We start from the raw sequence: 24,990 nt of genomic DNA, 5'->3' as shown, positions 1-24,990 counted from the left end.
GAGAGCATCCAATAAGACGCTATATTTGAGCTTATTGGATGTTTTTTCATTCTTTTTTCATTTTTTTCAACGCTTTACTGTAGGCACTTTGTAGACTAATATTAGACCTTGTGAGAAGTTGAATATGCGCTGAATTTTCTTAGGAAAAACGGGGGAACCAAACTTGGCATTCATGCCAATGGGGTGAATCGGAACCGGGTCGAACAGACCTGTACCGTAGGGCTATAACCACAGCCCGAATCCGCCAGCTAACCTCGTAAGCAAGGTGGGAAAATGACCATGCATAAGCATGCGGATCATTTCCGTATGCTTATTTTTGTGTCTGCATTTATGAAATCCACCGATGAAAACAGCGCACGGAAATTCCGTTTCAGCTCCCAAAGAAAGGAACTGTATCCACCATGGTAAGCAAGGTAAAACGACTATTGATCGGACGTCCGATGAAGTCGAATGAACTCGATCATGAAAAGTTATCCAAGGTTAAAGCACTGGCTGTCCTGTCTTCTGATGCGCTCTCGTCTGTAGCCTACGGAACGGAACAAATACTGATTGTACTGGTGGCTGCCGGGTTTACTGCCATCTGGTATTCCCTGCCAATTGCATTAGCCGTATTGGGCCTGCTGGCCATCCTGATTTTATCCTATCGGCAGACGATTTTTGCTTATCCGCAAGGAGGCGGAGCTTATATCGTAGCCAAGAGCAATCTTGGTATTCCGACAGGGCTGCTCGCTGGGGGTTCATTATTGGTGGATTACATTCTTACCGTAGCGGTTAGTGCCTCGGCAGGGACGGATGCGATCACATCGGCTTTTCCAAGTCTTCATAATCATACTGTTCTCATCGCTGTATCTGTTATCGTTCTATTAACAATCATTAATCTTCGCGGAGTGACTGAATCGGCTTCGTTCATCGCAATTCCAGTGTATTTGTTTGTGGTTTCGATTGTTGTTCTGATTATCTCCGGTATCGTTAAATATGCAATGGGTGGCGCGCATGCGAATGTTCCTGAAATAGGCAGCGCCGTATCTAATGTAAGTTTGTTTCTACTATTAAAAGCGTTTAGCTCTGGTTGTTCAGCCCTAACGGGGGTTGAGGCCGTATCTAATGCGATCCCAAACTTTAAAGCACCGGCTGAGAAGAATGCAGCCAAGACGCTAATGATCATGGGACTTATCCTTGGCTTTATGTTTACCGGAATCACTGTGCTGGCGTATTGGTATGGTATTGTGCCAGATGAAAAGGCTACGGTTGTCTCTCAGATCGCTGAATCGACCTTTGGCCGTGGCGGATTGTACTTTTTCATTCAAGGGATTACAGCAGTGATTTTGTTCTTGGCAGCTAATACAGCATATTCAGCGTTTCCGCTGCTTGCCTTTATGTTTGCAAAAGATAAATATCTGCCACACGCATTTATGGTCCGTGGTGACCGCCTGGGCTTCTCAAACGGCATTATTTTTCTAGGAGTTATGTCTATCATACTTGTGGCTGCATTCCATGGGAATACGGAAGGTTTGATTCCACTTTATGCGGTAGGCGTGTTCATTCCTTTTACCTTATCCCAACTGGGGATGATGGTGCATTGGATCAAAACAAGACCTGCTGGATGGGTGAAAAGATTTGTTGTAAATACCATCGGTATGCTGACTACATTGACGATTACGCTTATATTTATCATTACTAAATTCTCGAGCGTATGGATGGCATTCATTTTCTTACCTGCTGTAATGTTCGTGTTCCACCGTATTCATAAGCACTATTTGAACACTGCGGATCAACTGCGTATATGTCCGGCTACTGATAAACCTATAATTAAAGGAAGTACTGTAGTTGTTCCTGTTGCAGGGGTTACACGTGCCGTATTACATTCCATCAGCTATGCGAAGTCTCTAACAGATAATGTTGTTGCTGTGTATGTAGGCTTTGATGAAGAAGACATTCATAAGATGGAGCAACGGTGGGAGGAATGGAATCCAGGCGTACGCCTGATTGTACTTCGCTCCAGATATCGTAGTATCATTCGTCCGTTAGTGAAGTTTATCGATACGGTTGAGTGGAAGACAGCTGCGACGGATCACATCACGATTCTGATTCCACAGTTTATTACCAAACATTGGTGGCAAGCCGTGCTTCATAATCAGACCAGCTTTTTAATCCGCTCGTATCTAATGAATCAAAAGGACGTTGTAGTAGCGACTGTCCCTTATCATTTAAATAAATAAGTAGAAGATTAAAGATGAGGTTATATCCGGAACGTTCGGAATATAACCTCTTTTGTATTTTATATGAAGGAAATTGTTGCAAATCCACAGAATTTGAAATTTATATGTTGACACAGAGAATGAGAATCAATATCATTTAAAAGTGAAGCAGAGGTAAAGGTCACCTTTGAATATCAAAGCAGTTACATATAGGAGGGTTTTTAATGTTTTGGCTTAACAGAAAAAGATCAGGAAGCATGAAAGTGACAATGAGCGGACTAATAGTGATGACGCTATTACTTTCCGCTTGTGGTAATAATAATGCTGAAAGCTCATCAAATGCAGGAACAGCGCCTACAACAGCTCCTACAGCAGAATCTACAGAGGCACCTGCTGCTCCTAAGACATTAACAGATGCAATGGGCCATGAAGTAACGATTCCGGCTAATCCACAGCGCGTCCTGGGTTCATATTTGGAAGACTCATTGGTAACTCTGGGTGTAACTCCAGTAGCTCAATGGTCAGTTACAAATGGCGTTCAGGATTATCTGACCACTGAATTGAAGGATGTTCCTACAATTAGTTACGATCTTCCGTTAGAGGCTGTAACCAGCTTTGCTCCGGATCTTATTATCATCCCATCGGAGTCTTCTGTTCAGAACGGGATTTACGATCAGTTGAATAAGATTGCACCCACTTATGTAATTGGGGATGAACTAAATCAAGATTGGCGCAAATCTTTGCTCAAGATTGGTGAGATTTTGAACAAAACCTCTGAAGCAGAAAAAGCCATTAAAGATTATGATGTTAAAGCAGCGGCTGCGAAAGAACAGCTTGCAGGAGCTATTGGACAAGAGTCCGCGGCTATTCTATGGTTGGTGCAAAAAAACTTCTATATTGTAGACGAAACCCGCAGCAGTGGTGCTGTATTATATACAGACCTTGGCGTAAAGCTGCCTAACTTAGTAACAGAGATCCCAGTAGGAACAAGAGCAACTTGGAATCCGATCTCGCTAGAGAAGCTTTCTGAGCTGACCGCAGATCATATTTTCCTTGTAAATAGTGATAAGACTGAGGGTTCGGAGATCCTAGATAGTGCAATCTGGAAGGGTATCCCAGCTGTAAAAGCTGGAAATGTGCATGAAATGAGCTCAACAAGCAGCTGGCTTTACAGTGGTGCGAACGCTGGCAGCAAAATCATTGACGATGTGCTAAAAAGTCTTGTGAAATAAAAGTCGTAATTCACCATGAATGAGACTGATCATTTCGGTGGGGAAGGGCGTGCAGATCAAGTATCTCGGGATACAAAGATCTGCACCATTTTTTTATAAACCAATCCCATAGTACGGAAAAATCGTTCCTGCAATTGTACAACATAATTTTTTTTGCGATAATGAGAATGATTGTTGTTATCATATAAACCATTGTAACTATTGAATAAGGAGACAACCCATGGTTTCACCCTCAGATTTCGCAAATCGTATTAAAAATGAACCCAAAAAAGCTTTACATACCCGACCGGCAGCTGCCATTGGTATTCTTATTTTTGGACTTGCTGCTATTGCCTTCGGATTGGCACTTTCGGTCTCAGTGGGTGCGGCAGATATCAAGTTAGCTACAGTATGGGAAGCTATATTTCATTTCAATCCAGATTTACAAAAACATCAGGTGATCAGAGAACTGCGATTTCCACGTGCTATTGCTGGCGCCTTAGTCGGTGCTTGCTTCGCAGTAGCAGGGGCTATCATGCAGGGGATGACAAGAAACCCGCTTGCGGATTCAGGGCTGTTAGGCTTGAATGCAGGAGCAGGAGTAGCGTTGGCAATAGTATTTGCTTTTGCACCCTCACTCTCATTCACTTCACTAATGTTGTATTGCTTTATCGGTGCCGCTGTGGCCTCTTTTATCGTATTCGGAATCGGTTCGCTTTCTTTTAATGGCCTGACCCCCTTGCGATTGACACTAGCAGGTTCGGCAGTTAGTGCTTTATTGGTTGCTATTAGTCAGGGAGTAGCTATTCTTTTCAACTTATCTCAGGATATAGCCTTCTGGTTAGCCGGTGGGATGGGGGGAGCTAGCTGGACTCAGATCAAGATTATATTCCCTTGGGTGGCCGTAGCCTTAATTGCAGCGATGATGTTATCACGATCCGTTACATTACTCAGCTTAGGAAGAGAAGTTGCGGTTGGTCTGGGGCAGCGGACAAGGTTAGTTCAGTTGGCATGTATGATTGTTGTGGTTATCTTAGCTGGAAGTGCGGTTTCAACGGTTGGCCCGATTGCTTTTATAGGACTAATTATTCCACATGTTACACGTTATTTCGTTGGAGTGGACTACCGCTGGATTATACCTTGCTCGGCTGTTCTGGGGAGCTTATTGATTATCTTTGCAGATATTGCCGCAAGAATGATAAATGCACCGTATGAGACACCGCTAGGAGCCTTAATTGCCATCATCGGCGTACCTTTCTTTATTTATTTAGCGAGTAAGCGGAAGGGGGAGCTGTAATGCCCAAAATAACCCTTACTCCAGATGAAAAAGAACGCCGTACACGCACCATAACGGTGTTATCGCTCCTTGCTATACTGATCGTCGTGGTGTTTATAGTCAGTATGAATACAGGGTTTATGCGTCTATCCCCACTGGAGGTATTACATACACTGCTGGGTGATGGAACACATCAGCAAAAGCTTATTTTATTTGATTTCAGATTACCCCGCATAGTAATTTCATTGTTAGTTGGAGCGGGCTTTGCAGTGTCAGGCTGTATTCTACAAAGTCTCGCGCGAAATGCACTTGCTGAACCGGCTACGCTGGGGATAAGTGCTGGTGCAGGTTTTGCTGTAATCATTTTTATCTCGTTCTTTCCGGCTACAACAGCAGCTCCGGTATTTGTCTTGCCTCTCCTAGCGCTTGGTGGGGCTGGCCTGACTGCAGCTTTAATCTATATTCTTGCCTACCGGAAGGCAGATGGTCTGTCTCCTACAAGGCTGATCCTTATCGGGATTGCGGTCGCTGCAGGAATCAATGCTTGCCAGCTTGTATTGGCACTTAGGCTTGATCCTAATAATTATCAATTTGTAGCTACTTGGATCGCCGGGAAAATATGGGGTGGGGATTGGAGATTCGTCCTTGCTTTGCTGCCTTGGATCGTGATTCTGTTACCGTTCGCCTTCTATAAAGCCCGGGTTCTAAATGTATTGAATCTAGGGGACCATACTTCATTAGGTCTAGGAATGCGTGTGGAGAAGGAACGTATTCTCCTTCTGGTAACAGCCGTAGCGCTTGCCGGCTCCTGCGTCGCAGTAAGCGGAGGTATTGGCTTCGTCGGCCTGATAGCACCACACCTGGCTCGCAGGCTCGTGGGACCCCGTCATCAGGTGTTATTACCTGCTAGTGCTTTGACAGGGGCGCTTCTTATGATTACCGCTGATACCATCGGCAGATGGGTGTTGCAACCTGCGGAAGTTCCGACTGGCATTGTGGTTGCGATTATTGGCGCACCTTACTTTTTATATTTACTCGCCAAGTCTAAAGCGTAAATTAGTTCATACTTAGGAGCATAGCTCCATAAAACTTTTAAGGGAGTTGTAGATCATGTCAGAACGTTTGAATACAGAAGAATTAAGTATTGGGTATGCAGAGGCTACTATAGTTAAAGGATTGAACTTGTCTATCCCTACGGGAAAAATCACTGCACTAGTAGGTGCTAACGGCTCCGGTAAATCTACAATCCTCAAAACGATGGCCCGGATTATGAAGCCGAAGAGTGGCACCGTAATGCTGGACGGCAAATCGATCCATAACTTTTCAACTAAAGAGGTTGCTAGGCAGCTAGCGATTCTACCGCAGAACCCAACGGCTCCTGACGGTCTGACGGTATCTGAGCTGGTCAGCTACGGTCGTTTCCCTCATCAAAAGGGATTTGGCACGATGACCGCTGAGGATCGCAACATCATCTCCAACGCCATCTCTGTTACGGGCATGGAATCTTTTCATGATCGCCCTATTGACCGTCTCTCAGGTGGACAACGTCAACGCGCATGGATCGCTATGGCGTTAGCTCAAGAAACAGATATTTTATTCCTTGACGAGCCTACAACCTTCCTAGATATGGCGCATCAGCTCGAAGTTCTTCAGCTATTGCAAAAGCTGAATGAGGAAGAAGGTCGTACCATCATCATGGTCGTGCATGATTTGAATCATGCTACTCGTTATGCGCAGCATATGGTAGCGATTAAGTCCGGTACTGTGGTTAGCGAAGGCTCACCTACTGAGGTTATGACACCAGATGTATTGCGGGAAGTGTTTGGAATTGAAGCGGATATCGTTCCGGATCCACGTACGGGTGTGCCACTGTGTCTTCCTTACGAGCTTGCTGCCTATAAAGCTGTGTAATTTTATCATCTAAAATCATACAACGAACAGGCTCCCGTCATTGACAAGGGAGCCTGTTCGTTGTTACAGTTGTGGTTGCCTACAATTTCATAATAACTCTTTAAAATAGATCAAGGACCATCATTTATACATGGTTAAAGGAGCATGAAAACATGAATATTGACAAAATTCAAGATGACCTAGAGCAGCTAATGACTGCAGGAATAGTGAAAAGTCATGAGAATTTAAAAGATCACGTGTACACTAAAATGGGCGGCAAAGCTGATATTTTGGCTGCACCAGCTACTTATGATGAAATTCAAAAGATCGTTACATATGCAGAACAAAATGGGATAACCCTTACGGTACTTGGGAATGGCTCCAATGTGATTATCCGTGATGGAGGTGTACGTGGGATCGTTCTGCAAACGGCAGGACTGACCGAAATGGGGATTCGCGACAATCTCTTATATGCGCAATGTGGTGCCAAAATAATTGATGTTTCCAGATATGCGCTTGGTAAGGAGCTTACGGGTCTTGAGTTCGCCTGTGGCATTCCAGGAACAGTTGGTGGAGCGCTCTATATGAACGCAGGTGCTTATGGCGGTGAGATCAAAGATGTCCTGCATAGTGCACTAGCTATAAATAAGAACGGGCAATTGGTAACTCTGCAAGGAGATGAGCTGCAATGGGGTTACAGAAAAAGCGTGTTCGCAAGCGGTGAGTACATTGTACTTGAGGCCAAATTTGTTATGACTTCCGGTGATGTTTTAACGATCAAGGCAAAAATGGATGAACTAACTTATTTACGTGAATCGAAACAACCGCTTGAGTATCCATCCTGTGGGAGTGTATTTAAGCGGCCTCCAGGACGTTTTGCAGGTCAGTTAATTCAAGAGAGCGGCTTACAGGGTACAAGAATCGGCGGTGCTGAGGTATCCAAGAAGCATGCGGGATTTATTGTGAATGCAGATAATGCAACAGCCAGTGATTACATCGGGCTAATCCACCATGTAAGAGCGACTGTGAAGGATAAATTCGGTGTAGAGCTGGAAACTGAAGTGGAGATCATTGGAGAAGAATAAATGATAAGCAAAAAGAGCCCGCAATCGCTGTGGGCTCTTTTTGCTTATCATAATCATGTTCGTTTAATCTACTGAAAGGGTGTAATTAGCTCTGTCCGTAGTTATTTCTGCCTTGCGGTCGGCTAAGTCTACGATTTGAAGACCTTCAACAGCTAAATCATAAGTGGATTGTGGCAGGGATACCAGTTCACCATCGGCGTTAAGTGTGCTGCCGAAACCTCTTAATATCAGTGCACTTCCAAGATATTCATCAATAACATCGTCTGCACTCCGGAAATCTACGGACTCTAAATTGAAATGAACTTTATCCAAATCACGAAGTTCTTTCTTTTCAATAGCGATTGTTTCATTCAAATGATTGTTAAGCCAATCCATAAGCTGCTGTATACTTTGTTCCATAAAATGCTCCCACCCTTAGCTCGAAGATTATTATGAATAAGTTACCCTTTTCTTAGGATTTGAATCCTTTTTTTTGCCGCATCTTAATTAATCATATGAATATTTCATGTCATTAAAAAGAAATCCAAAATCAAATTGGCATTGGTTTTGAGCTTCCTAATCTCTACATACGCAGGTCTATCCACGTTAATCTGGAGTTATTTGCTGATCTGTATAAGGTAACAGTAAAGAGTAGAACTTGTCAGGAGCGGGCTACCCATGGTATAGTTCAAGACGCAATATGCTTTATGCTTTAAGAAGAAGTCTGCACTAAAGTTGTGCAGGAGAGGTTCGCGAACTCCCTCTATAAAAAACTAAGAATATATTAAACAGTACAAGCGGTTGCTGTCCTTTATCCGGACGTTGCTTCCGTTTCTTCTTAGTGGAGCCAAGTTTTCGAAATCTCGTTCTTCTTTCCATTACCGGCCAAGGCCGAAGGAAAAGAGAGGGGTTTTTTGTCGTGTCAGAAGGAAGATTGAAAGAGGAAATGCAAGAAGTTACTTTGCTTGGTAATCAGGGAACACAGTACAAGTTTGGTTATGATCCAGACATTCTGGAGGTGTTTGATAACAAACATCCCGGACGTGATTATTTTGTTAAATTCAACTGCCCTGAGTTCACTAGCTTGTGTCCTGTAACGGGTCAGCCGGATTTTGCCACGCTGTATATTTCGTATATTCCTGAACAAAAAATGGTGGAATCCAAATCATTAAAGCTGTATCTGTTTAGCTTCCGCAACCATGGTGACTTTCATGAGGACTGTGTCAACATTATTATGAATGATCTGATCTCATTGATGGATCCGCGTTACATTGAGGTATGGGGCAAGTTCACTCCGCGCGGAGGCATTTCAATTGATCCTTATTGCAACTATGGAAGACCGGGTACGAAGTATGAGGCGATGGCGGAACACCGCTTAATCAATCACGACCTCTATCCAGAAAAAGTGGACAACCGCTAAATTCCAACTTGTGATAAGGAGAGATTCATATGAACAAAAAAGCACTCGTCGTATTCAGCGGCGGACAAGATAGCACCACTTGCCTGGTTTGGGCATTGCAGCAGTATGAGGAAGTGCAGGTAGTTACCTTCAACTATAATCAACGTCATGCGGCTGAAATCGAAGTTGCAACAGAGATAGCAGCTAAGTTTAATGTAAAACAGCATATTCTTGATCTGGGGCTGCTTAATCAGCTGGCACCCAATGCTCTTACCCGTCAGGATATTGATATCGTGGCTGGGGAAGGGGATGAGCTTCCAAGTACTTTCGTCGATGGACGAAATCTGTTGTTTTTATCTTTTGCCGCAATATTAGCTAAACAACTGGGGTACTCCCATATCGTCACTGGGGTTTGCCAAACGGACTTTAGCGGTTACCCGGACTGCCGTGATGTTTTTGTGAAATCATTGAATGTTACGCTGAACTTATCTATGGACTATGAGTTTGCGATCCACACTCCCCTAATGTGGCTGGATAAAAAAGAAACGTGGAAAATGGCAGATCAACTGGGGTATTTTGATTATGTTCGCGAACACACACTGACCTGTTACAACGGTATTATTGGCAGTGGCTGCGGTACTTGTCCAGCCTGTCTATTGCGTCAGCGTGGTCTTGAGCAATATGAGGCGGAGAGAATGGAGGCCGGCTCTTAATGCTTAACGAGGTTTCAGTCTGCAAAATATTTACGTTCGATGCGGCACACCAGTTAGTGGGACACAAAGGGAAATGCAGCAATCTGCACGGACATACTTATAAGCTCGAAGTAGTGCTTAAGGGCAAACCTATGGCCGCGGAAGGCCACTCGGATGAAGGCTTCGTCATTGATTTCAGCGATATCAAAATGACAGTACAACAAAGCCTTGTAGATCGTTTAGATCACGCTTTTCTTGCTATGGGAAATGAACCTGTGTTAGAGACGTTAACGAATACGGGCTCCAAAGTAGCCTTATTGTCTTTCCGCACCACAGTGGAGAATATGTCTTCATATATTGCCTACAAGCTTAAGCAAGCAGGATTGCCTTTATACTCGGTAAAGCTATGGGAGACTCCAACCTCTTGGGCAGAGGTGCTGGCTGAAGATGTTCCGGATGAAGGGCCATCCTACCGTTTGTATGGAGGCTGTGACTGTGAGTAAGATTCCTGTAACTGAAATGTTCGGTCCAACTATTCAAGGCGAAGGTGCGGTAATTGGAGTGAAGACGATGTTTGTCCGCACCTATGGCTGCGATTATCGCTGCGGCTGGTGTGACTCCGCTTTTACTTGGGATGGTACGGCTAAGAATAAGGTTCGCATGATGGAAGCAGAAGAAATCATAAATGAATTATTGGCGTTAGCTGGAGATAATTTCGACTGTGTTACGATTTCAGGCGGTAATCCTGCCTTGATTGGTGAAGGAATGGGTACCTTCATCAACCTGCTTCATGAGCGTGGAATAAAAGCAGCGATAGAAACTCAGGGGAGTAAATGGCAGGATTGGTTCAATGACGTGGATGTGCTGACAATCAGTCCTAAACCTCCAAGCTCAGGAATGACAACGAATTGGGAAATGCTAGATAACATCATGAGTAAGATGGAGAAACTGGGTCGTTCTACGCATAGCTTGAAGGTCGTAGTGTTTGATGATAAGGATTTTGATTATGCGAAAAACGTTCACCAGCGATATCCGAATGTGCAGCTCTTTCTGCAGCCTGGTAATGATGATGTCACGGAAGAGGGCAACATTTCTGCTCGACTTCTGGGAAGGCTGGAGTGGTTGTTTAATAAAGTAATCGTGGATTCGGATATGAACAAGGTTCGTGTACTTCCACAGCTGCATGCATTGATCTGGCATAATAAGCGTGGCAAATAAAAGATTGATGAAATCGTCCGGGTATCTGCTTACAGATGCTCGGTTTTTATTTTTAACATTTGTAACTTCTAGTAGGTAGATAGTCTGTCCCAGTTTCTGGTATGATTTTGAAAAAAGCTCTTGGAGGTTATTCATTTGGAACAATCAACAGCATTATTAATTATCGATGTTCAAGAAGCCATGTTCTCCTATGAACTAAAGCTGTACGATGAAGAGGGTGTGATGGACAGGATTGTCTCCCTTCAGCAAAAAGCTCGATTAGCAGGTACTCCTATTGTGTATATTCAACATACCGAAGATGAGGAGTACACAAAAGGTACACCCACTTGGCAGATCAGTCACCGCATCACACCGCAGGAAGGCGAAGTTATCGTTGAGAAGCCTACTTGGGATGCTTTTCACCGAACGGAATTGCAAGATGAACTCCAAAAGCTCGGGATCACGAATCTGGTGATCTGTGGGATGCAAAGTGAATTCTGTCTGGATACGACAATAAGACGCGCATACAGCATGGGATATAAAAGTGTACTGGTTTCAGATGCTCATAGCACCTTTGATAATGGGGTTCTGAGTAGTAGGGAGATCGTTAAGCATCATAATGCGATAATTGGAGGTAGATTCGCCCAGTTACGAGCTGAAAGCGAGGTTCAGTTCTAGATGAATACACCCCAGGCTGCCATGAAGCCTATTCAGCGTTCTCGCCTTAGATTGTTTGCTGGCAAACGATATTTTATTTGGAAAAGATATTTGAAATGGTACACTGGACGAAGCAAAATAGCGAAGCAGCGTACGGATGAAACATTATCTTATGCAGCTATGACTCATGCTACCCCGTTATTAAGAAGTCTTCGGAATGTAGATATGCTGCTTCAATACAATAAAATTACTAACTTACGGCTGGCAATTGCGAAGCTGGATGGACTTGTTGTGCAGCCGGGGGAGACTTTTTCCTACTGGAGAAGTATTGGTAAGCCCACTAAACGAAAAGGGTATCTGGAGGGTATGGTGCTGCATTATGGTGGTTTTCATTCCGGGGTTGGAGGAGGCTTATGCCAGTTGTCTAATCTGATCTATTGGATGGCACTGCACACACCACTTACCGTTATGGAACGGCATCGTCACAGCTATGATGTATTTCCAGATGAACAACGTACACAACCTTTTGGAAGCGGGGCGACCTGTTCTTATAACTATTTGGATCTTCAATTGAAAAATAACACCGCTCAAACGTATCAACTAAAGCTCTGGCTGGACGATAGCCATTTACACGGGGAATGGAGATGCAATGAGCAGGCGCTTTATGATTATGAAGTATACGAAAGTGATCATAGGATTAGTCTAGAGCCTTGGGGCGGATATATACGCAGTAATAAGATCAGTCGAAAAGTATATACCCGATCTGGAGATCTAATTGGAGATGAAGCTGTAACTGATAATTACGCACTGATGATGTATTCTCCGCTTCTTCATGGATAAGAGGTTAGGGCTTAGGGATATAACATAGAAAGGTATGATCGTTATATCTCTAGACCATCTCCAAAGGAGCGGATTAACAGCATGAAAGCACTAACCTACCAAGGGAAGAAAAAAGTGGAAGTTAAAGAAGTAGCTGATCCGAAGCTTGAGAAAAAAGATGACATTCTTGTTCGGATTACCACTACGGCGATTTGTGGCTCGGATCTGCACATTTATAACGGAGAAATTCCAGGTATGCATGATGATTATGTTATTGGTCATGAGCCGATGGGGATTGTTGAGGAAGTGGGACCTGACGTAACTAGAGTCAAAAAAGGTGACCGAGTCATCATCCCCTTTAATGTCGCCTGTGGGCAGTGTTTTTTCTGCCAGCATGAGATGGAGAGCCAATGCGACAATGCTAATGACGCCAAGGACACAGGCGGTTATCTTGGTTATTCCGATACTTATGGCGGTTTTGCTGGCGGACAAGCTGAATTGCTGCGGGTACCATATGGTAATTTTGGGCCTTTTGTAGTTCCGGAGGATGCAGAAATGGAAGATGAGAAAATTCTTTTCTTATCTGATATTGTGCCTACTGCTTGGTGGGGAGTAGAAAGCGGGGGAGTGAAGCCGGGAGATACGGTCATTGTTCTCGGCTGCGGGCCCGTGGGACTGCTAACTCAAAAGTTTGCCTGGATCAAAGGAGCCTCTAGAGTCATTGCTGTTGACCATATCGGCTACCGATTGCAACATGCGAAGTTGACCAATAATGTTGAAGTTTATAACTTCGAAGAGATCAAGGACATTGGGGCTCATTTGAAGGAGATCACTCATGGGGGCGCAGATGTGGTTATTGACTGTGTGGGTCTAGATGCCAAAATATCTGCCTTGGAGAAAGTGGAAACGGTTCTGAAGCTGCAAGGGGGCTCGCTCAGTGCATTCAGAATGGCCGCGGATATCGTACGTAAATTCGGAACCATCCAGCTTGTAGGGGTCTATGGACTTAATTACAATATGTTCCCGCTGGGTCAGCTATTTGAACGAAACATCACATTAAAGATGGGACAAGCGCCGGTGATTCACTATATGCCGTTGCTGTATAAGATGATTAAAGAAAATAAATTTGATCCTACAGATATCATTACGCATCGCCTGCCAATTAGTAAAGCGGAGCATGGCTATGACGTTTTTAGTGAGAAAAAAGAAGATTGCATCAAGGTTGTTCTGAAGCCCTAGCCTTTTAAGAAGCATGAGCTTTCGTCAGAAATGACATTGCTTGTGCTTTTTTTAGTGAAATCTTATGAAAAAAGATGCATTTTTTCACGGTCTGCGTTAAATTAACATAAGTGACTTAAGATATTGAAAGGACGCGTAACATGTGAAACTTAAAAAACCGCCACTTCCGATTCCACTATTAATGTTGATAGGGATTGTGGCCATCTCTTTTTCCGCCATTTTTATTAAATGGTCTGATGCACCTGCATCTATACAAGGCATGTACAGATTATTATTTACCTCACTGCTGATGCTGCCTTTTGCAAGACCCTATAGTGGAGCTGCTTTTGCTCTAAGTAAAAAAGACTGGCTAATGCTCATCCTTTCAGGCGCAATGCTTGCGCTGCATTTTTTGCTATGGATGGGATCATTAAAGTATACTTCGGTAGCTAGTTCAACAATGATCATGGCGCTGGAGCCTGTATTTATTATGCTGGGTGTTTATTTTTTGTATAAGGAAAAGACAGCTCTGTCTGCTATTCTAGGGCTTGGCATTGCAATTGGCGGTGTCGTGTTTATCGGCTGGGGTGATATTGGAATCTCTGCAGATAATCTTAAAGGTGATCTATTATCGGTCGGAGGCACTGTCGCGGTAGCTGTACATATGCTGATCGGTCAAAAGCTAGTGGTGCGCATGCCCTCTTATTTATATAGCTTGATTGTCTTCTTGTCAGCCGCTGGCGTGTTCGCCGTATACAATCTGTTCATGGGGATTTCCTTTTTTAATTATCCGGCCAAGGAATGGGGAATCTTTGTATTGTTAGCAGTGGTGCCAACGGTGTTTGGCCATATTTTGTTTAATTGGTTACTACAATATGTATCTGCGACTACGGTTTCAATGAACATTTTAGGAGAACCAGTGGGTGCCAGTATCTTAGCGTATTTACTCTTGGGTGAACAGCTAACAACCTTACAATGGGCAGGTGGGCTGCTCGTTATGATTGGACTCGCAGTATATTTGTACGCGGGAAGAAGGAAAACTATCCGGATGGCTGATGCCATTCAGAATGCTTCATAACAGATATTTTACACATAAAGGGGTAGCAATGGATGGAAGAGCAGAATCAATATTCAAATAATCAGGCAGAAAAAAACGCTGTGCCAACAAGCGAAGAACTATGGAACGAAGATACTTATACCGCTTGGGTAACTCGGTTTGGTACACCGTCAGAAGCAGCTGCAAAATTAATAAAGGAACCAAGTGCAAAGCTTTACCCGCTCCTTTCTTTTTTTGGAGAGGTGAAGGGGAAGAAAATGATGAATTTAATGGGCTCAAACGGAATGAAGGCCGTGGCACTCTCATTACTAGGTGCGGAAGTAACGGTTGCTGACTTCTCGGAAGCCAATGCGCGATATGCGGCTGATCTTGCCCAAGAAGCAGGGGTACCACTAACCTATATCGTCTCAGATATTCTTAAGCTGCCAGAAGACGTCCTTGATGGTTCATATGACATCGTCTTCGCGGAGTTAGGAATTGTTCATTACTTTACCAACCTTACACTATTCATGGAAACAGCTCGCCGATTGCTTTCTCCTGGAGGCGTATTTGTACTCCGCGATTTTCATCCGGTAACGACCAAGCTTATTTCCTCGAAGGGATCTACTGCGAAGGTACGCAAACACAAAGTAAACGGAGATTATTTTGACTCATCATTGGAAGAGAAAAAGGTATCCTATTCCAAGTATTTGCCTTCCACAGGTAAACCAGCAGGTGAACAAGAGCATAGTGTTGTGTATTGGCGCCGCTGGACACTCGGAGAAATTGTAACCGCAGCAGCTAATAGCGGACTAGTGATCCGCCAATTAGTAGAAGAACCTAATCTATCTTCCGACGTGTATGATAAGGGAATTCCTAAGACCTTCACATTGGTGGCTGGAAATGGCGCAAGCCTGTAGGAGGGTTCGCAGACATGTGATTTTTAGGGTATAACATTTGTGCTGAACTGAGGTGCTCTCGGTTCAGTTTTTTTTGTGTAAAACATAAAATTTTAAACTTTTTTACGGAGATTATTCCATTACAATGGCAACTTATAGGGAATACAATGATTTTACATTCCGGATTGAAAGCGATTACTTTAAGGGTTAATGCATTCTCAAAGAATTTGAGGTGGATATCAAAATGAACGAAGTGTTGCTTCGTATGGAGGGAATCAACAAGTTTTTCCCAGGTGTTCATGCTTTGAATGAATGTCAATTTGAGCTGAAGCGTGGGGAAGTTCATGCGTTAGTAGGAGAAAATGGCGCTGGCAAGTCTACCCTTATGAAGATTGCGACAGGTGTCTATTCCAAGGATACTGGTCAAATGTGGTACAAGGGAAATGAAGTGGAGATTGTTAATACCCGTGAAGCACAGGAGCTTGGAATTAGTATCATCCATCAGGAATTGAATTTAATGCCTCATCTTACGGTCGCCCAGAACATTTACATTGGACGAGAGCCGCGAAAAGGTCTGAAATGGTTCGTTGATGATGTGGAGATGAACCGAAAAGTTCAGGTACTGTTTGATCAAATGAATCTGAAGCTGGATCCCAGAGTTTTGGTATCAGACCTGACCGTTGCTAATCAGCAAATGGTTGAAATCGCTAAAGCCTTGTCTTTCCAAGCCGAGGTATTGATCATGGATGAACCAACCGCCGCGTTAACAGATACAGAAATTAACGAGTTATTTCGAATGATTGAGCAGCTACGAGATAAAGGTGTGGGAATTATTTATATCTCTCACCGCATGGATGAATTGAAGCGAATTACAGACCGCATTACAGTTATGCGCGATGGTTGTTATGTTGATACCGTTCGTACCGATTCAATAACGATTGATCAGATCATCAGCATGATGGTTGGACGTGAATTATATCAAACGTCGAAACCAACGATTGCGAAACAGACTCAGCAAGTTGTCTTAGAAGTTCGGAAGCTTTCTAGAGGGCATGCGTTCAAGGATATTAGCTTTCATCTGTATAAAGGTGAGATTTTGGGCTTCGCTGGTTTAATGGGAGCTGGACGTACCGAGGTTGTTCGTGCCGTATTTGGTGCCGATCCCATCGATGAGGGTGAAATTATGCTCCATGGAAAATCGGTTCGTATACGTCAGCCACATCAAGCGGTACAGCATGGTATTGGGTATTTGTCCGAAGACCGTAAACGTTTCGGACTGCTTGTGGATATGGATATCAGCATGAATAATGCGATTGCCTCCTTTTATAAATTCCGTAATTCATTTGGCTGGATGAAGGAGCGGGAGATGCGAAGCTCAGCGGAGCAGCATGTTGAAGCGCTAGCCACCAAAACTCCAAGTGTAGGTCAAAAGGTTAAGTTTCTGTCCGGAGGTAATCAGCAGAAAGTGGTCATCGGCAAGTGGTTGACTAGAGACTGTGATGTACTCATCTTCGATGAGCCTACACGAGGTATTGATGTAGGCGCGAAAAGTGAAATTTATAAGCTGCTGGATCAGCTTGCGAGTCAAGGGAAGGCGATCATTATCATTTCTTCAGATCTTCCTGAGATTCTAAGAATGAGCCACCGGATTATCATTATGTGTGAAGGGCGTATAACAGGAGAACTCCCCGCAGAAGAAGCATCGCAGGAGGCGATTATGAAATATGCGACCAAACGTTCATAACTGTTCAAGAGTTAACCGGAGGTGTCAGGGCTATGAAGATCGCGGATAAAGAGATTAGTCAGCCAGCGGGTATGAAGCAAACGGGAGGGCAATCCGGATTCAAACAAAAATTATTGGCATTTGCCAGTCTGATCATATTGGTCATCGTATTCTCTTTATCTTCCAGCAACTTTTTTCAGTTCTCAAATCTTGTCGGAATTCTAGTTTCTACAGCTGTAATTGGGGTATTAGCGCTTGGAGCTACCTTTGTTATTATTACGGGCGGCATCGACCTTGCTCTGGGTACTGTAATGACATTCTCATCTGTTATGGTTGGAGTCATTATTACCTTCTGGGGTTTGCCCGTCCCGCTAGGTATTGTAGGTGGGATTCTGGCTGGAGCATTGTGCGGCTTCATCAGCGGTTTGATGGTGGCGAAGATGAACATCCCACCCTTCATCGCCACTCTGGCGATTATGATGGTCACCAAAGGCTTGTCGCTTGTCATCACAGGAGCCAAACCCATTTATTTCAACGATGATCCGATCTTTGCCAAGATCGCCATGGGTAAAATGATCCCCGGTATACCCAACACCATCGTTATCTTCTTATTACTCGGTATGATCGCAAGCATAATCTTGTCTAAGACGATTATTGGGCGTTACAACTTCGCGCTTGGCAGTAATGAAGAAGCCACTCGCTTATCAGGTGTGAACACAGTCAAATGGAAGATTATTATCTATTCCATTACAGGAATCTTTAGCGGAATCGCAGGTATCCTGATGGCCTCACGTCTGAATTCAGCTCAGCCATCACTAGGCACTGGCTATGAACTAGAGGCTATTGCGGCAGTGGTCATTGGCGGAACTTCCTTAAGTGGAGGTGTAGGTTCTATTCTAGGCACGATTATTGGCGCACTGATTATGAGTGTGCTGACGAATGGCTTGCAGATTATGTCCGTGGCTCAGGAATGGCGGACGGTTATTGTCGGTGTTGTAATCATCATTGCGGTTTACGCTGATATTCTACGCCGCCGTAAGCAATAAACTTGGTATGATCTCCATCCGGAGTGATATACAAAGCAAATGACGAGGGGGAAGATTCAAATGAAACTGCGTCGTAGAGGGTTTATCATGCTTGCCAGTCTATTGTTAGTCACTACTTTGCTGAGTGCATGTAACAACAATGATAGTAACAAGAGTGCATCCGGTTCAGACAAACTATACATTCCAGTCATATCAAAAGGGTTCCAGCATCAATTCTGGCAAGCGGTAAAGCAAGGAGCGGAGAAAGCTGCTAAGGAGTTTGATGTTGAGATTACCTTCGAAGGTCCAGAAAATGAGAGTCAGGTGGATAAACAAATTGAGATGCTGCAAACAGCTCTCGACAAGAAGCCAGCAGCAATTGCGCTAGCCGCACTAGACAGCAAGGCTGCGATTCCTTATCTAGAAAAGGCAAAGGAAAATAAGATTCCGATCATCGGCTTCGACTCTGGTGTAGACAGTGATATCCCTGTAGCAACAGCAGCGACTAACAATAAAGCAGCAGCTGCTTTGGCCGCAGATAAAATGGCTGAACTGATTGGCAAGAAAGGTAAAGTGGGCCTTGTCATACATGACCAAACGAGCAGCACAGGGCAACAGCGTCGCGATGGCTTCTTGGAACAAATGAAAGCAAAATATCCGGATATTCAAGTGTTAGAGCCGCAATATGGGGGTGGAGATCAGTTAAAGTCCACAGACCTTGCGAAAGCGATGATGCAGGCAAATCCGGATCTGAAAGGAATCTATGGCTCTAACGAAGGTTCTGCTGTAGGTGTGGCTAATGCAGTAAATGAATTGCAAATGAATGGTAAGATCGTAGTCGTCGGCTTTGACTCTGGCAAGCAGTTGATGGATGCTATCCGCAGTGGTGTTGTGGCTGGCGCTGTTACACAAGACCCCATTGGTATTGGCTATCAAGCTGTGAAGGCAGCTGTGCAAGCGATTAAAGGGGAAGCGGTTGAAAAGAACATCGACACGGGGTTCCACTGGTATGATAAAAACAATATGGATTCCGATGAGATCAAACCTCTACTATACGAATAGAGTTTAATAATAGAGGTTGCCTCACGCAGGCGGCCTCTATTATGCTTATGCTGATAAGTTTAAAGTTGTGGAGGTGTTGGATGTATAAGATAATTCTGGTTGATGATGAAGATGAGGTTCGCGAAGGGATCAAACAGAAGATTACATGGAGTAAATATGGGTTTGAGCTGGTTGGTGATTTCGATAATGGCAGAGATGCGCTGGAAGCGATCGAGCAGCATCGGCCTGACGTAATTATTACTGATATTTGTATGCCTTTTATGGATGGACTGGGATTGGCCAAAGCTGTGATGGATAGGTACCGGGATATGAAGGTCATTATCGTCACTGGATATGAAGACTTCGAATATGCGAAGCAGGCCATAACACTGAAGGTGACTGAGTACTTATTAAAACCGATTAATGCACGTGAGTTTGCTGGATTTCTAAGTAAGATGAAGCAGGATTTAGATGAAGAGCATCTACAAAAAGCGAATTTAGTTAAGCTTCGTATGCAACTTAATCAGAGTCTTCCATTGCTGCGGGAACGATTCTTGGAGCAGCTGGTAACTACTCGAATGAAAAGCGAAGAAATCGAGAATAAATTGAGTTATTTTCATATTCAGTTACAGGGTCAAGTGTACCTTGCGCTCGTTATAGATATAGAACTTGAGAAACGAAGCCAGGACCTAGCTTTTGATGCAGAGCTACTGCGTTTCGGAGCCTTTAACATTGTTCAGGAGCAGCTTGAGAAAGAGCAAGACGGAGTGGTATTCCAGACGAGAGATGGAAAAATCGCTGCGATAAGATCCGGCAGTTCAGAGACGTTAGAAGTAGCAACGCAGCTTCTTGCAGAGCAAGTCCAGAGTAGCTTAAATAAATATTTAAAGCTGTCATCAACCATAGGCATCGGTAGAAAATATAATACTTTGCAACAAATTCCACTATCCTTCCAAGAAGCGGTCTCCTCCATAGAATATCGTTACCTTTTAGGCATAGATAAAGTTATCTCCATACAGGATCTTGAGTTTGGCAAGGGATTGGATCAGGCGCATTTCACCTCATGGGAAAAGCAATTCATATCCGCTTTAAAGACAGGTAAAGCTTCTGCTGTATCGGAAATTCTATTGAAGTGGTTTCAGGAGCTTAAAAGTAATACCTCCTCTATAGAAGGCTGCCGTAGCAGCATCTATCAGCTGCTGGTTTCTTTGATGAATTATGTGGTCGACATCGGCTTCCCAAATACAGTAGTTGTTTCGCATAATATGTTTGCAGAGGTTGCTGCGCTTAAGACTTTAGATGAAGCTAGAAATTATCTGGAGAGGACTTGCCATGAGCTGATACTTAAACTATCGGAACAGAGAACAACGGTTCGGACTTCTCAGATGCAAGCCGCAGAAGCTTATATTCGCGAGAATTATTGTAATGACAGCTTTTCACTCAATGAGCTGTGTAGCCATATTTTTATGAGCATCAGTTATTTCAGTGCAACTTTTAAACAGCATACCGGAGAAACATTTATAGAATATCTGACTCGACTCCGTTTGGAAAAAGCAAAAGAACTCCTTACGGTCACACAGTTGAAGACATATGATATCGCTGCCAGAGTTGGTTATGCTGATCCACAGTATTTTAGTGTTATTTTCAAACGTAATGTAGGAAGCACACCGAAGGAATATCGACACCGGCAGAAGGAGAATCTCTCTCTATGAGATCACAGCGCTTTTTCCGCAGCCGAAGTATTCATACTAATATTGCTGTCTCCTTTTCACTTCTTATCCTCTGCACAACTATTGTCCTGAGTTATACTTCCTATCGCCTGTCCTCAGCCGCGGTCAAGGGCAATTCTGTAGCCTACACTTCACAATTAATAGAACAAGTAAAACTGAATATCGAGAATTACATTGGCAATATGGAGAGCATAGCTGCTCTGGTGTTAACTAGCAGTGATCTAGAGAAATATATAAAAGGCTCGAAATTAGATGAAGAAGAAGCGCTTAAGAATAAACTGCTTGCCAGTCATTATCTCCGGTCAGTCGTTCAATCCCGCTCGGATATTTCCTCTATATTATATGCAGACTCAGATGGCATGACTGTTTCGGATCGACAGCATGCTGTTTTGAAACCGCTTCCTGAACTAATAGCTCAAGATTGGTATCAAAAAGCTATGAATCAACTTGACGTTGCAGTTTCTTCCTCACATGTGCAGCACATCTTTCAAGATGAATACCGGTGGGTAGTCTCGATCAGCCGAAAACTCACGAATGCGAATGCTATGACGGAAGCGGATCAACAAGGTGTACTGCTCGTAGATCTCAATTACAGTGTAATTAATAATCTATGTAAACAAATCGAACTGGGAAAGCGCGGTTATGTTTTTATTGTCGATCCCGCAGGCAGCCTTGTCTATCATCCACAACAGCAGTTGATCTACTCCCAGCTCAAGTTCGAACAATTGGAGACGGTCCTTGGGATCAAGAGTGGATCTGTTACGGTTAACACGGGGAATGACCAGAAACTGTACACTGTGGACACTACCAGCTTTGGCTGGAAAATAGTTGGAGTCACTTATCCGGATGATTTGGTCGCGAACAAGCAACGTATGCAAGGAACCGCCGCCTTATGGGGAGCAATTAGTTTGATTTTTGCTATGGCTATATCGATATTTCTCTCGTACGCACTGACCAAACCGCTGAAGAATTTGGAGCTGAATATGAAAAAAGCGGAACGTGGAGAGTTCGACATACGCGTAGAGATTGAGAGCACGAATGAAATCGGCAAGCTTGCTCGTACGTTTAATCTTATGATCATGAAGATTAAAGAGTTAATGGGGCAGATCGTCTTGGAGCAAGAGATGAAGCGTGTCAGTGAACTGAAGGCGCTGCAAGCGCAGATTAAACCTCACTTTTTGTACAATACACTTGATTCGATTATTTGGATGGCAGAGACAGGAAAGATGGAGGAAGTGGTGGAGATGACTTCATCTCTATCCAAGCTGCTCCGTTCAACAATTGGTGAGGGTGAGGAATTGATTCCGCTGGCCAAAGAATTAGAGCATATTCGGCACTATTTAACGATTCAGAACATGCGTTATCGTAATAAATTCACTTATTCCATAGAGGTACAAGAAGATATCCTAACCTGCAGCATTTTAAAAATGGTACTTCAGCCTTTGGTTGAAAATGCGATCTATCACGGCATAAAACATAATCCTGAGCAAGGGCACATTCTGATCCGGGCAAGACAAGAACAGAACGATATTATCGTACAGATCATTGATGACGGTATTGGGATGGATGAAGAGCAGATGGGTAAGGTACTGCTGCAAAAATCAGATTTCAAGACTGGCAGCGGTGTAGGTGTCGCAAATGTGAACCATCGTGTCCAGCTGTATTTCGGTGTGAAATACGGTTTGTCTTTTACAAGCGAGATGGAGGAAGGAACGACGGCCACTTTACGAATACCTGTAATTTATGAGGAGGAGAGTCAATGAGCGCATTACGGTCAAAAATTGGCCTGTATACTCTGTTGCTGCTCTTCATTGTTACTTTGGGTTCATTAGCCTATCGTATGTTTGCAAATGAGCTTGACGCAAAGGTTAGGACCATTATTTATGTGCCCAAGACTATCGACAGCAGTATTGAATTCTGGGAAGTGATGAAACAAGGTGTGGCAACAGCGGCTAAGGAGTTCGGTGCAGAGGTTCGCACGGTTGGAACGGATACAGAGCTTGATGTAGATCAACAAATAGAACTGTTGGAGCAAGCAATTAAGGAGAAGCCTGACGCCATTATTTTATCTGCTACGGATTATTATCGCCTCATTCCAATCGCGGAAAAGATCAAATCAGCTGGCATTACGCTTATTACTGTAGATTCGGGCTTGAGCGGTGGTGTATCAGAGAGTTTTATTGCTACGGATAATTATGAAGCAGGACGTAAGGCAGGGCAGGAGTTAAGAAAATATATCGATCCAGAGGATAAAGTCGCCATCGTTAACTTTGTACAAGGCTCTGCGACAGCAATAGAGAGGGAAAGAGGAGCTCGTGACGCCCTTTTAGAAAATGGAGTTCATGATGTGCAGCCTACATTATACAGTGATGGTTCCGTGCGAAAAGCGTATCAGTTAACTATTGATTTGCTAAAGGACGAGCCAAATTTAAAGGGAATAATCGGTCTTAATGAACCTTCTACACTAGGTGCTGGGGAGGCGATTATGGATATGGGATTTCAGGACAAAGTGAAATTGTTTGGGTTCGACAATTCTAGCAATGAGGTGAAGCTCCTCGAAAAAGGGATTTTGCTTGGCACGGTCATGCAGAAGCCTTTTAATATGGGGTACTTAGCTGTGAAGACGGCGATTGAAGCTGTTGAGGGTGAGGAAGTGGAACAGATAATAGACACAGGCTCCGTGGTCATCACGAAGGAGAATATGTATTTAAGTGAAAATGAGAAATTAATGTTTCCTTTTATAGAATAAATGAACAAGGAAGCTTCTAAAACCGTTTGCGGCTTTAGAAGCTTCCTTGTTTTTTTAAAGATCAAGAGTCGTTACTATTTCAACAAAGGATTGCTGCAACGGTGTTAAAATATGATCTTTACGCCAGCCGAGCACAAACCCGCCGCTTTCAGGCAAAATCCCTGGCAGGTTGGCATAGCTAAGCTTGCCTAGCTCAATCTCAGCTTTAACAGCCGCTTTAGAACATATGCCAACACAGTCACTCCCGCTAACTAGCTGCTTAATCACTTCTGGAGAATTCAACTCGGATCGGTTCCATAAACGGATTTGATTGAATTGTGCCCATTGATCGGCATACCCTCGTAAACAAGATCCTTGCTCATGCTGAATCCACGGCTCATTGGCAATTAGTTCAGGTGTTAATTTCTTTAGGTCTTCAAATGGATGACCAGGTGCAAAAATTAGGACAGGTTCATCACGGACAATAAGCTGAAAATCAAAAGATTCGTCCTGCCAATCCGAGGTATGTAAAATGGCCATCTGAATATCCCGACTACGGAGACGTTCACGTAACAAAGCATCGCTTTGAACCGTCAAGGAGTTGTTAATCCCCGGATAGAGTTTCATGAATTGGATTAACACATTAGGTAAAATATAAGTTGCAGGAATAAAACTGGCTTCCAGCTCTAATGTTCCTTTTGAGGGAGAAGAAAATTGTTTGACTGTACGCTCAGCTTCTGCTGTGAGGGAAACGATTTTGAGGGCGTATTGATAAAGGGCTCGCCCAGCATCCGTAAGCAGCACTCTTCCGCTGCGGTAAAGAAATAGAGGGGTTCCGAGCTCAGCCTCCAGATTCTTCATATGAAAAGAAACAGTAGGCTGTTTAAGGCCTAATTCTGCGGCTACATCGGTTACCTTTTTATATTTTTCAATTAGAACTACGATGTTCAATTTCATAATATTCATGACTTTCCTCCACATAATGCTAAGTTGGATTACAAATTATATCTCCATTATAGATTATATCTATACAGATATACACTTTATATTGGTATTTTTTTCGTTCACTTTACAAAGATAAGAAGTTTCTCTAACGAACGAGCTCTAGAATAAGAAGAGTCAGAGGGGCCAAGAAGTCCCGGACAACATATAACATATGCGTTTGATGAACTTTTACAGTAACCATG

The 24,990-nt window shown here is 43.6% G+C and carries 23 protein-coding genes and 2 riboswitches; of the genes, 21 read left to right on the top strand and 2 right to left on the bottom strand.

Features of this window, described 5'->3' with window-relative positions; all coding sequences use genetic code 11:
- The first annotated feature begins 117 nt into the window (after positions 1–117).
- A riboswitch (cyclic di-AMP (ydaO/yuaA leader) is annotated at positions 118–277 on the top strand.
- 124 nt (positions 278–401) lie between these two features.
- The 6 genes from NYE35_RS17320 (at position 402) to murB (ending at position 7,660) form a co-directional block, all read left to right on the top strand.
- Positions 402–2,219, top strand: a complete 1,818-nt coding sequence (locus tag NYE35_RS17320; protein WP_036687552.1) for an APC family permease — start codon at positions 402–404, stop codon at positions 2,217–2,219.
- 203 nt (positions 2,220–2,422) lie between these two features.
- Positions 2,423–3,430, top strand: coding sequence for an iron-hydroxamate ABC transporter substrate-binding protein (locus NYE35_RS17315; RefSeq protein WP_081384357.1), 1,008 nt, complete (start codon positions 2,423–2,425; stop codon positions 3,428–3,430).
- A 220-nt stretch (positions 3,431–3,650) separates the two neighbouring features.
- Complete coding sequence (locus tag NYE35_RS17310; protein ID WP_076217749.1) at positions 3,651–4,706, top strand: FecCD family ABC transporter permease; 1,056 nt, start codon at positions 3,651–3,653, stop codon at positions 4,704–4,706.
- Positions 4,706–5,740 carry a FecCD family ABC transporter permease gene (locus NYE35_RS17305; protein ID WP_076273257.1) on the top strand — a complete coding sequence of 345 codons (1,035 nt, stop codon included), beginning with the start codon at positions 4,706–4,708 and terminating at the stop codon, positions 5,738–5,740. The genes NYE35_RS17310 and NYE35_RS17305 overlap by 1 nt, the downstream gene beginning before the upstream one ends.
- 55 nt (positions 5,741–5,795) lie before the next feature.
- Complete coding sequence (locus NYE35_RS17300; RefSeq protein ID WP_036687549.1) at positions 5,796–6,596, top strand: ABC transporter ATP-binding protein; 801 nt, start codon at positions 5,796–5,798, stop codon at positions 6,594–6,596.
- A 152-nt stretch (positions 6,597–6,748) separates the two neighbouring features.
- The gene (gene murB / locus NYE35_RS17295) at positions 6,749–7,660 is read left to right on the top strand and encodes a UDP-N-acetylmuramate dehydrogenase (protein ID WP_341121772.1); all 912 of its coding nucleotides are present in this window, start codon (positions 6,749–6,751) and stop codon (positions 7,658–7,660) included.
- 63 nt (positions 7,661–7,723) lie between these two features.
- Here the strand turns inward: murB and NYE35_RS17290 are convergent, their stop codons facing one another.
- Positions 7,724–8,059, bottom strand: a complete 336-nt coding sequence (locus tag NYE35_RS17290; RefSeq protein WP_036687547.1) for a hypothetical protein — start codon at positions 8,057–8,059, stop codon at positions 7,724–7,726.
- 319 nt (positions 8,060–8,378) lie between these two features.
- Positions 8,379–8,422, top strand: a riboswitch (PreQ1 riboswitch).
- A 163-nt stretch (positions 8,423–8,585) separates the two neighbouring features.
- Here NYE35_RS17290 and queF point away from each other — a divergent pair.
- The 15 genes from queF to NYE35_RS17215 all read left to right on the top strand — a co-directional run bounded on the left by queF (position 8,586) and on the right by NYE35_RS17215 (position 23,824).
- Positions 8,586–9,059: a preQ(1) synthase gene (gene queF / locus NYE35_RS17285; RefSeq protein ID WP_036687775.1), complete on the top strand. Its 474-nt coding sequence runs from the start codon at positions 8,586–8,588 to the stop codon at positions 9,057–9,059.
- 29 nt (positions 9,060–9,088) lie between these two features.
- Positions 9,089–9,751, top strand: a complete 663-nt coding sequence (queC, locus tag NYE35_RS17280) for a 7-cyano-7-deazaguanine synthase QueC (protein WP_036687545.1) — start codon at positions 9,089–9,091, stop codon at positions 9,749–9,751.
- Positions 9,751–10,233, top strand: coding sequence for a 6-pyruvoyl trahydropterin synthase family protein (locus tag NYE35_RS17275; RefSeq protein ID WP_036687544.1), 483 nt, complete (start codon positions 9,751–9,753; stop codon positions 10,231–10,233). Before queC ends, NYE35_RS17275 begins: the two co-directional genes overlap by 1 nt.
- Positions 10,226–10,948 (top strand): 7-carboxy-7-deazaguanine synthase QueE, encoded by a 723-nt coding sequence (gene queE / locus NYE35_RS17270; RefSeq protein ID WP_076316482.1) that lies wholly within the window; start codon positions 10,226–10,228, stop codon positions 10,946–10,948. The genes NYE35_RS17275 and queE overlap by 8 nt, the downstream gene beginning before the upstream one ends.
- A gap of 135 nt (positions 10,949–11,083) precedes the next feature.
- Positions 11,084–11,605: a cysteine hydrolase family protein gene (locus NYE35_RS17265; protein WP_036687540.1), complete on the top strand. Its 522-nt coding sequence runs from the start codon at positions 11,084–11,086 to the stop codon at positions 11,603–11,605.
- On the top strand, positions 11,606–12,424 hold the full coding sequence (locus NYE35_RS17260) for a VanW family protein (RefSeq protein WP_076142194.1): 819 nt from the start codon (positions 11,606–11,608) through the stop codon (positions 12,422–12,424).
- Between the two features lie 81 nt (positions 12,425–12,505).
- On the top strand, positions 12,506–13,642 hold the full coding sequence (locus NYE35_RS17255; protein WP_076142193.1) for a zinc-dependent alcohol dehydrogenase: 1,137 nt from the start codon (positions 12,506–12,508) through the stop codon (positions 13,640–13,642).
- Positions 13,643–13,784: 142 nt separating this feature from the next.
- Positions 13,785–14,699: a DMT family transporter gene (locus tag NYE35_RS17250; RefSeq protein ID WP_176462518.1), complete on the top strand. Its 915-nt coding sequence runs from the start codon at positions 13,785–13,787 to the stop codon at positions 14,697–14,699.
- Positions 14,700–14,731: 32 nt separating this feature from the next.
- Positions 14,732–15,577, top strand: coding sequence for a class I SAM-dependent methyltransferase (locus NYE35_RS17245; protein ID WP_076106768.1), 846 nt, complete (start codon positions 14,732–14,734; stop codon positions 15,575–15,577).
- A 223-nt stretch (positions 15,578–15,800) separates the two neighbouring features.
- Positions 15,801–17,300, top strand: a complete 1,500-nt coding sequence (locus NYE35_RS17240; RefSeq protein WP_094900667.1) for a sugar ABC transporter ATP-binding protein — start codon at positions 15,801–15,803, stop codon at positions 17,298–17,300.
- A 32-nt stretch (positions 17,301–17,332) separates the two neighbouring features.
- Positions 17,333–18,325: an ABC transporter permease gene (locus tag NYE35_RS17235; protein WP_051491519.1), complete on the top strand. Its 993-nt coding sequence runs from the start codon at positions 17,333–17,335 to the stop codon at positions 18,323–18,325.
- 60 nt (positions 18,326–18,385) lie between these two features.
- Positions 18,386–19,366, top strand: a complete 981-nt coding sequence (locus NYE35_RS17230) for an ABC transporter substrate-binding protein (RefSeq protein WP_094900669.1) — start codon at positions 18,386–18,388, stop codon at positions 19,364–19,366.
- Positions 19,367–19,446: 80 nt separating this feature from the next.
- A complete protein-coding gene (locus tag NYE35_RS17225; protein WP_094900671.1) occupies positions 19,447–21,057 on the top strand; it encodes a response regulator in 1,611 nt (536 codons plus the stop codon).
- Positions 21,054–22,838, top strand: coding sequence for a cache domain-containing sensor histidine kinase (locus NYE35_RS17220; protein WP_341121768.1), 1,785 nt, complete (start codon positions 21,054–21,056; stop codon positions 22,836–22,838). Before NYE35_RS17225 ends, NYE35_RS17220 begins: the two co-directional genes overlap by 4 nt.
- Positions 22,835–23,824, top strand: a complete 990-nt coding sequence (locus NYE35_RS17215; RefSeq protein WP_036687526.1) for a substrate-binding domain-containing protein — start codon at positions 22,835–22,837, stop codon at positions 23,822–23,824. The genes NYE35_RS17220 and NYE35_RS17215 overlap by 4 nt, the downstream gene beginning before the upstream one ends.
- 54 nt (positions 23,825–23,878) lie before the next feature.
- On the opposite strand, the gene NYE35_RS17210 is transcribed toward NYE35_RS17215, so the two are convergent.
- Positions 23,879–24,769 carry a LysR family transcriptional regulator gene (locus tag NYE35_RS17210; RefSeq protein WP_036687523.1) on the bottom strand — a complete coding sequence of 297 codons (891 nt, stop codon included), beginning with the start codon at positions 24,767–24,769 and terminating at the stop codon, positions 23,879–23,881.
- Positions 24,770–24,990 lie beyond the last annotated feature (221 nt).

This window comes from Paenibacillus sp. FSL L8-0494, from assembly GCF_038003695.1.
GTDB classification, from domain to species: domain Bacteria; phylum Bacillota; class Bacilli; order Paenibacillales; family Paenibacillaceae; genus Paenibacillus_AQ; species Paenibacillus_AQ odorifer.
Note: the sequence above shows the minus strand (reverse complement) of the source record. Positions and strands in the feature narration are given on the sequence as shown.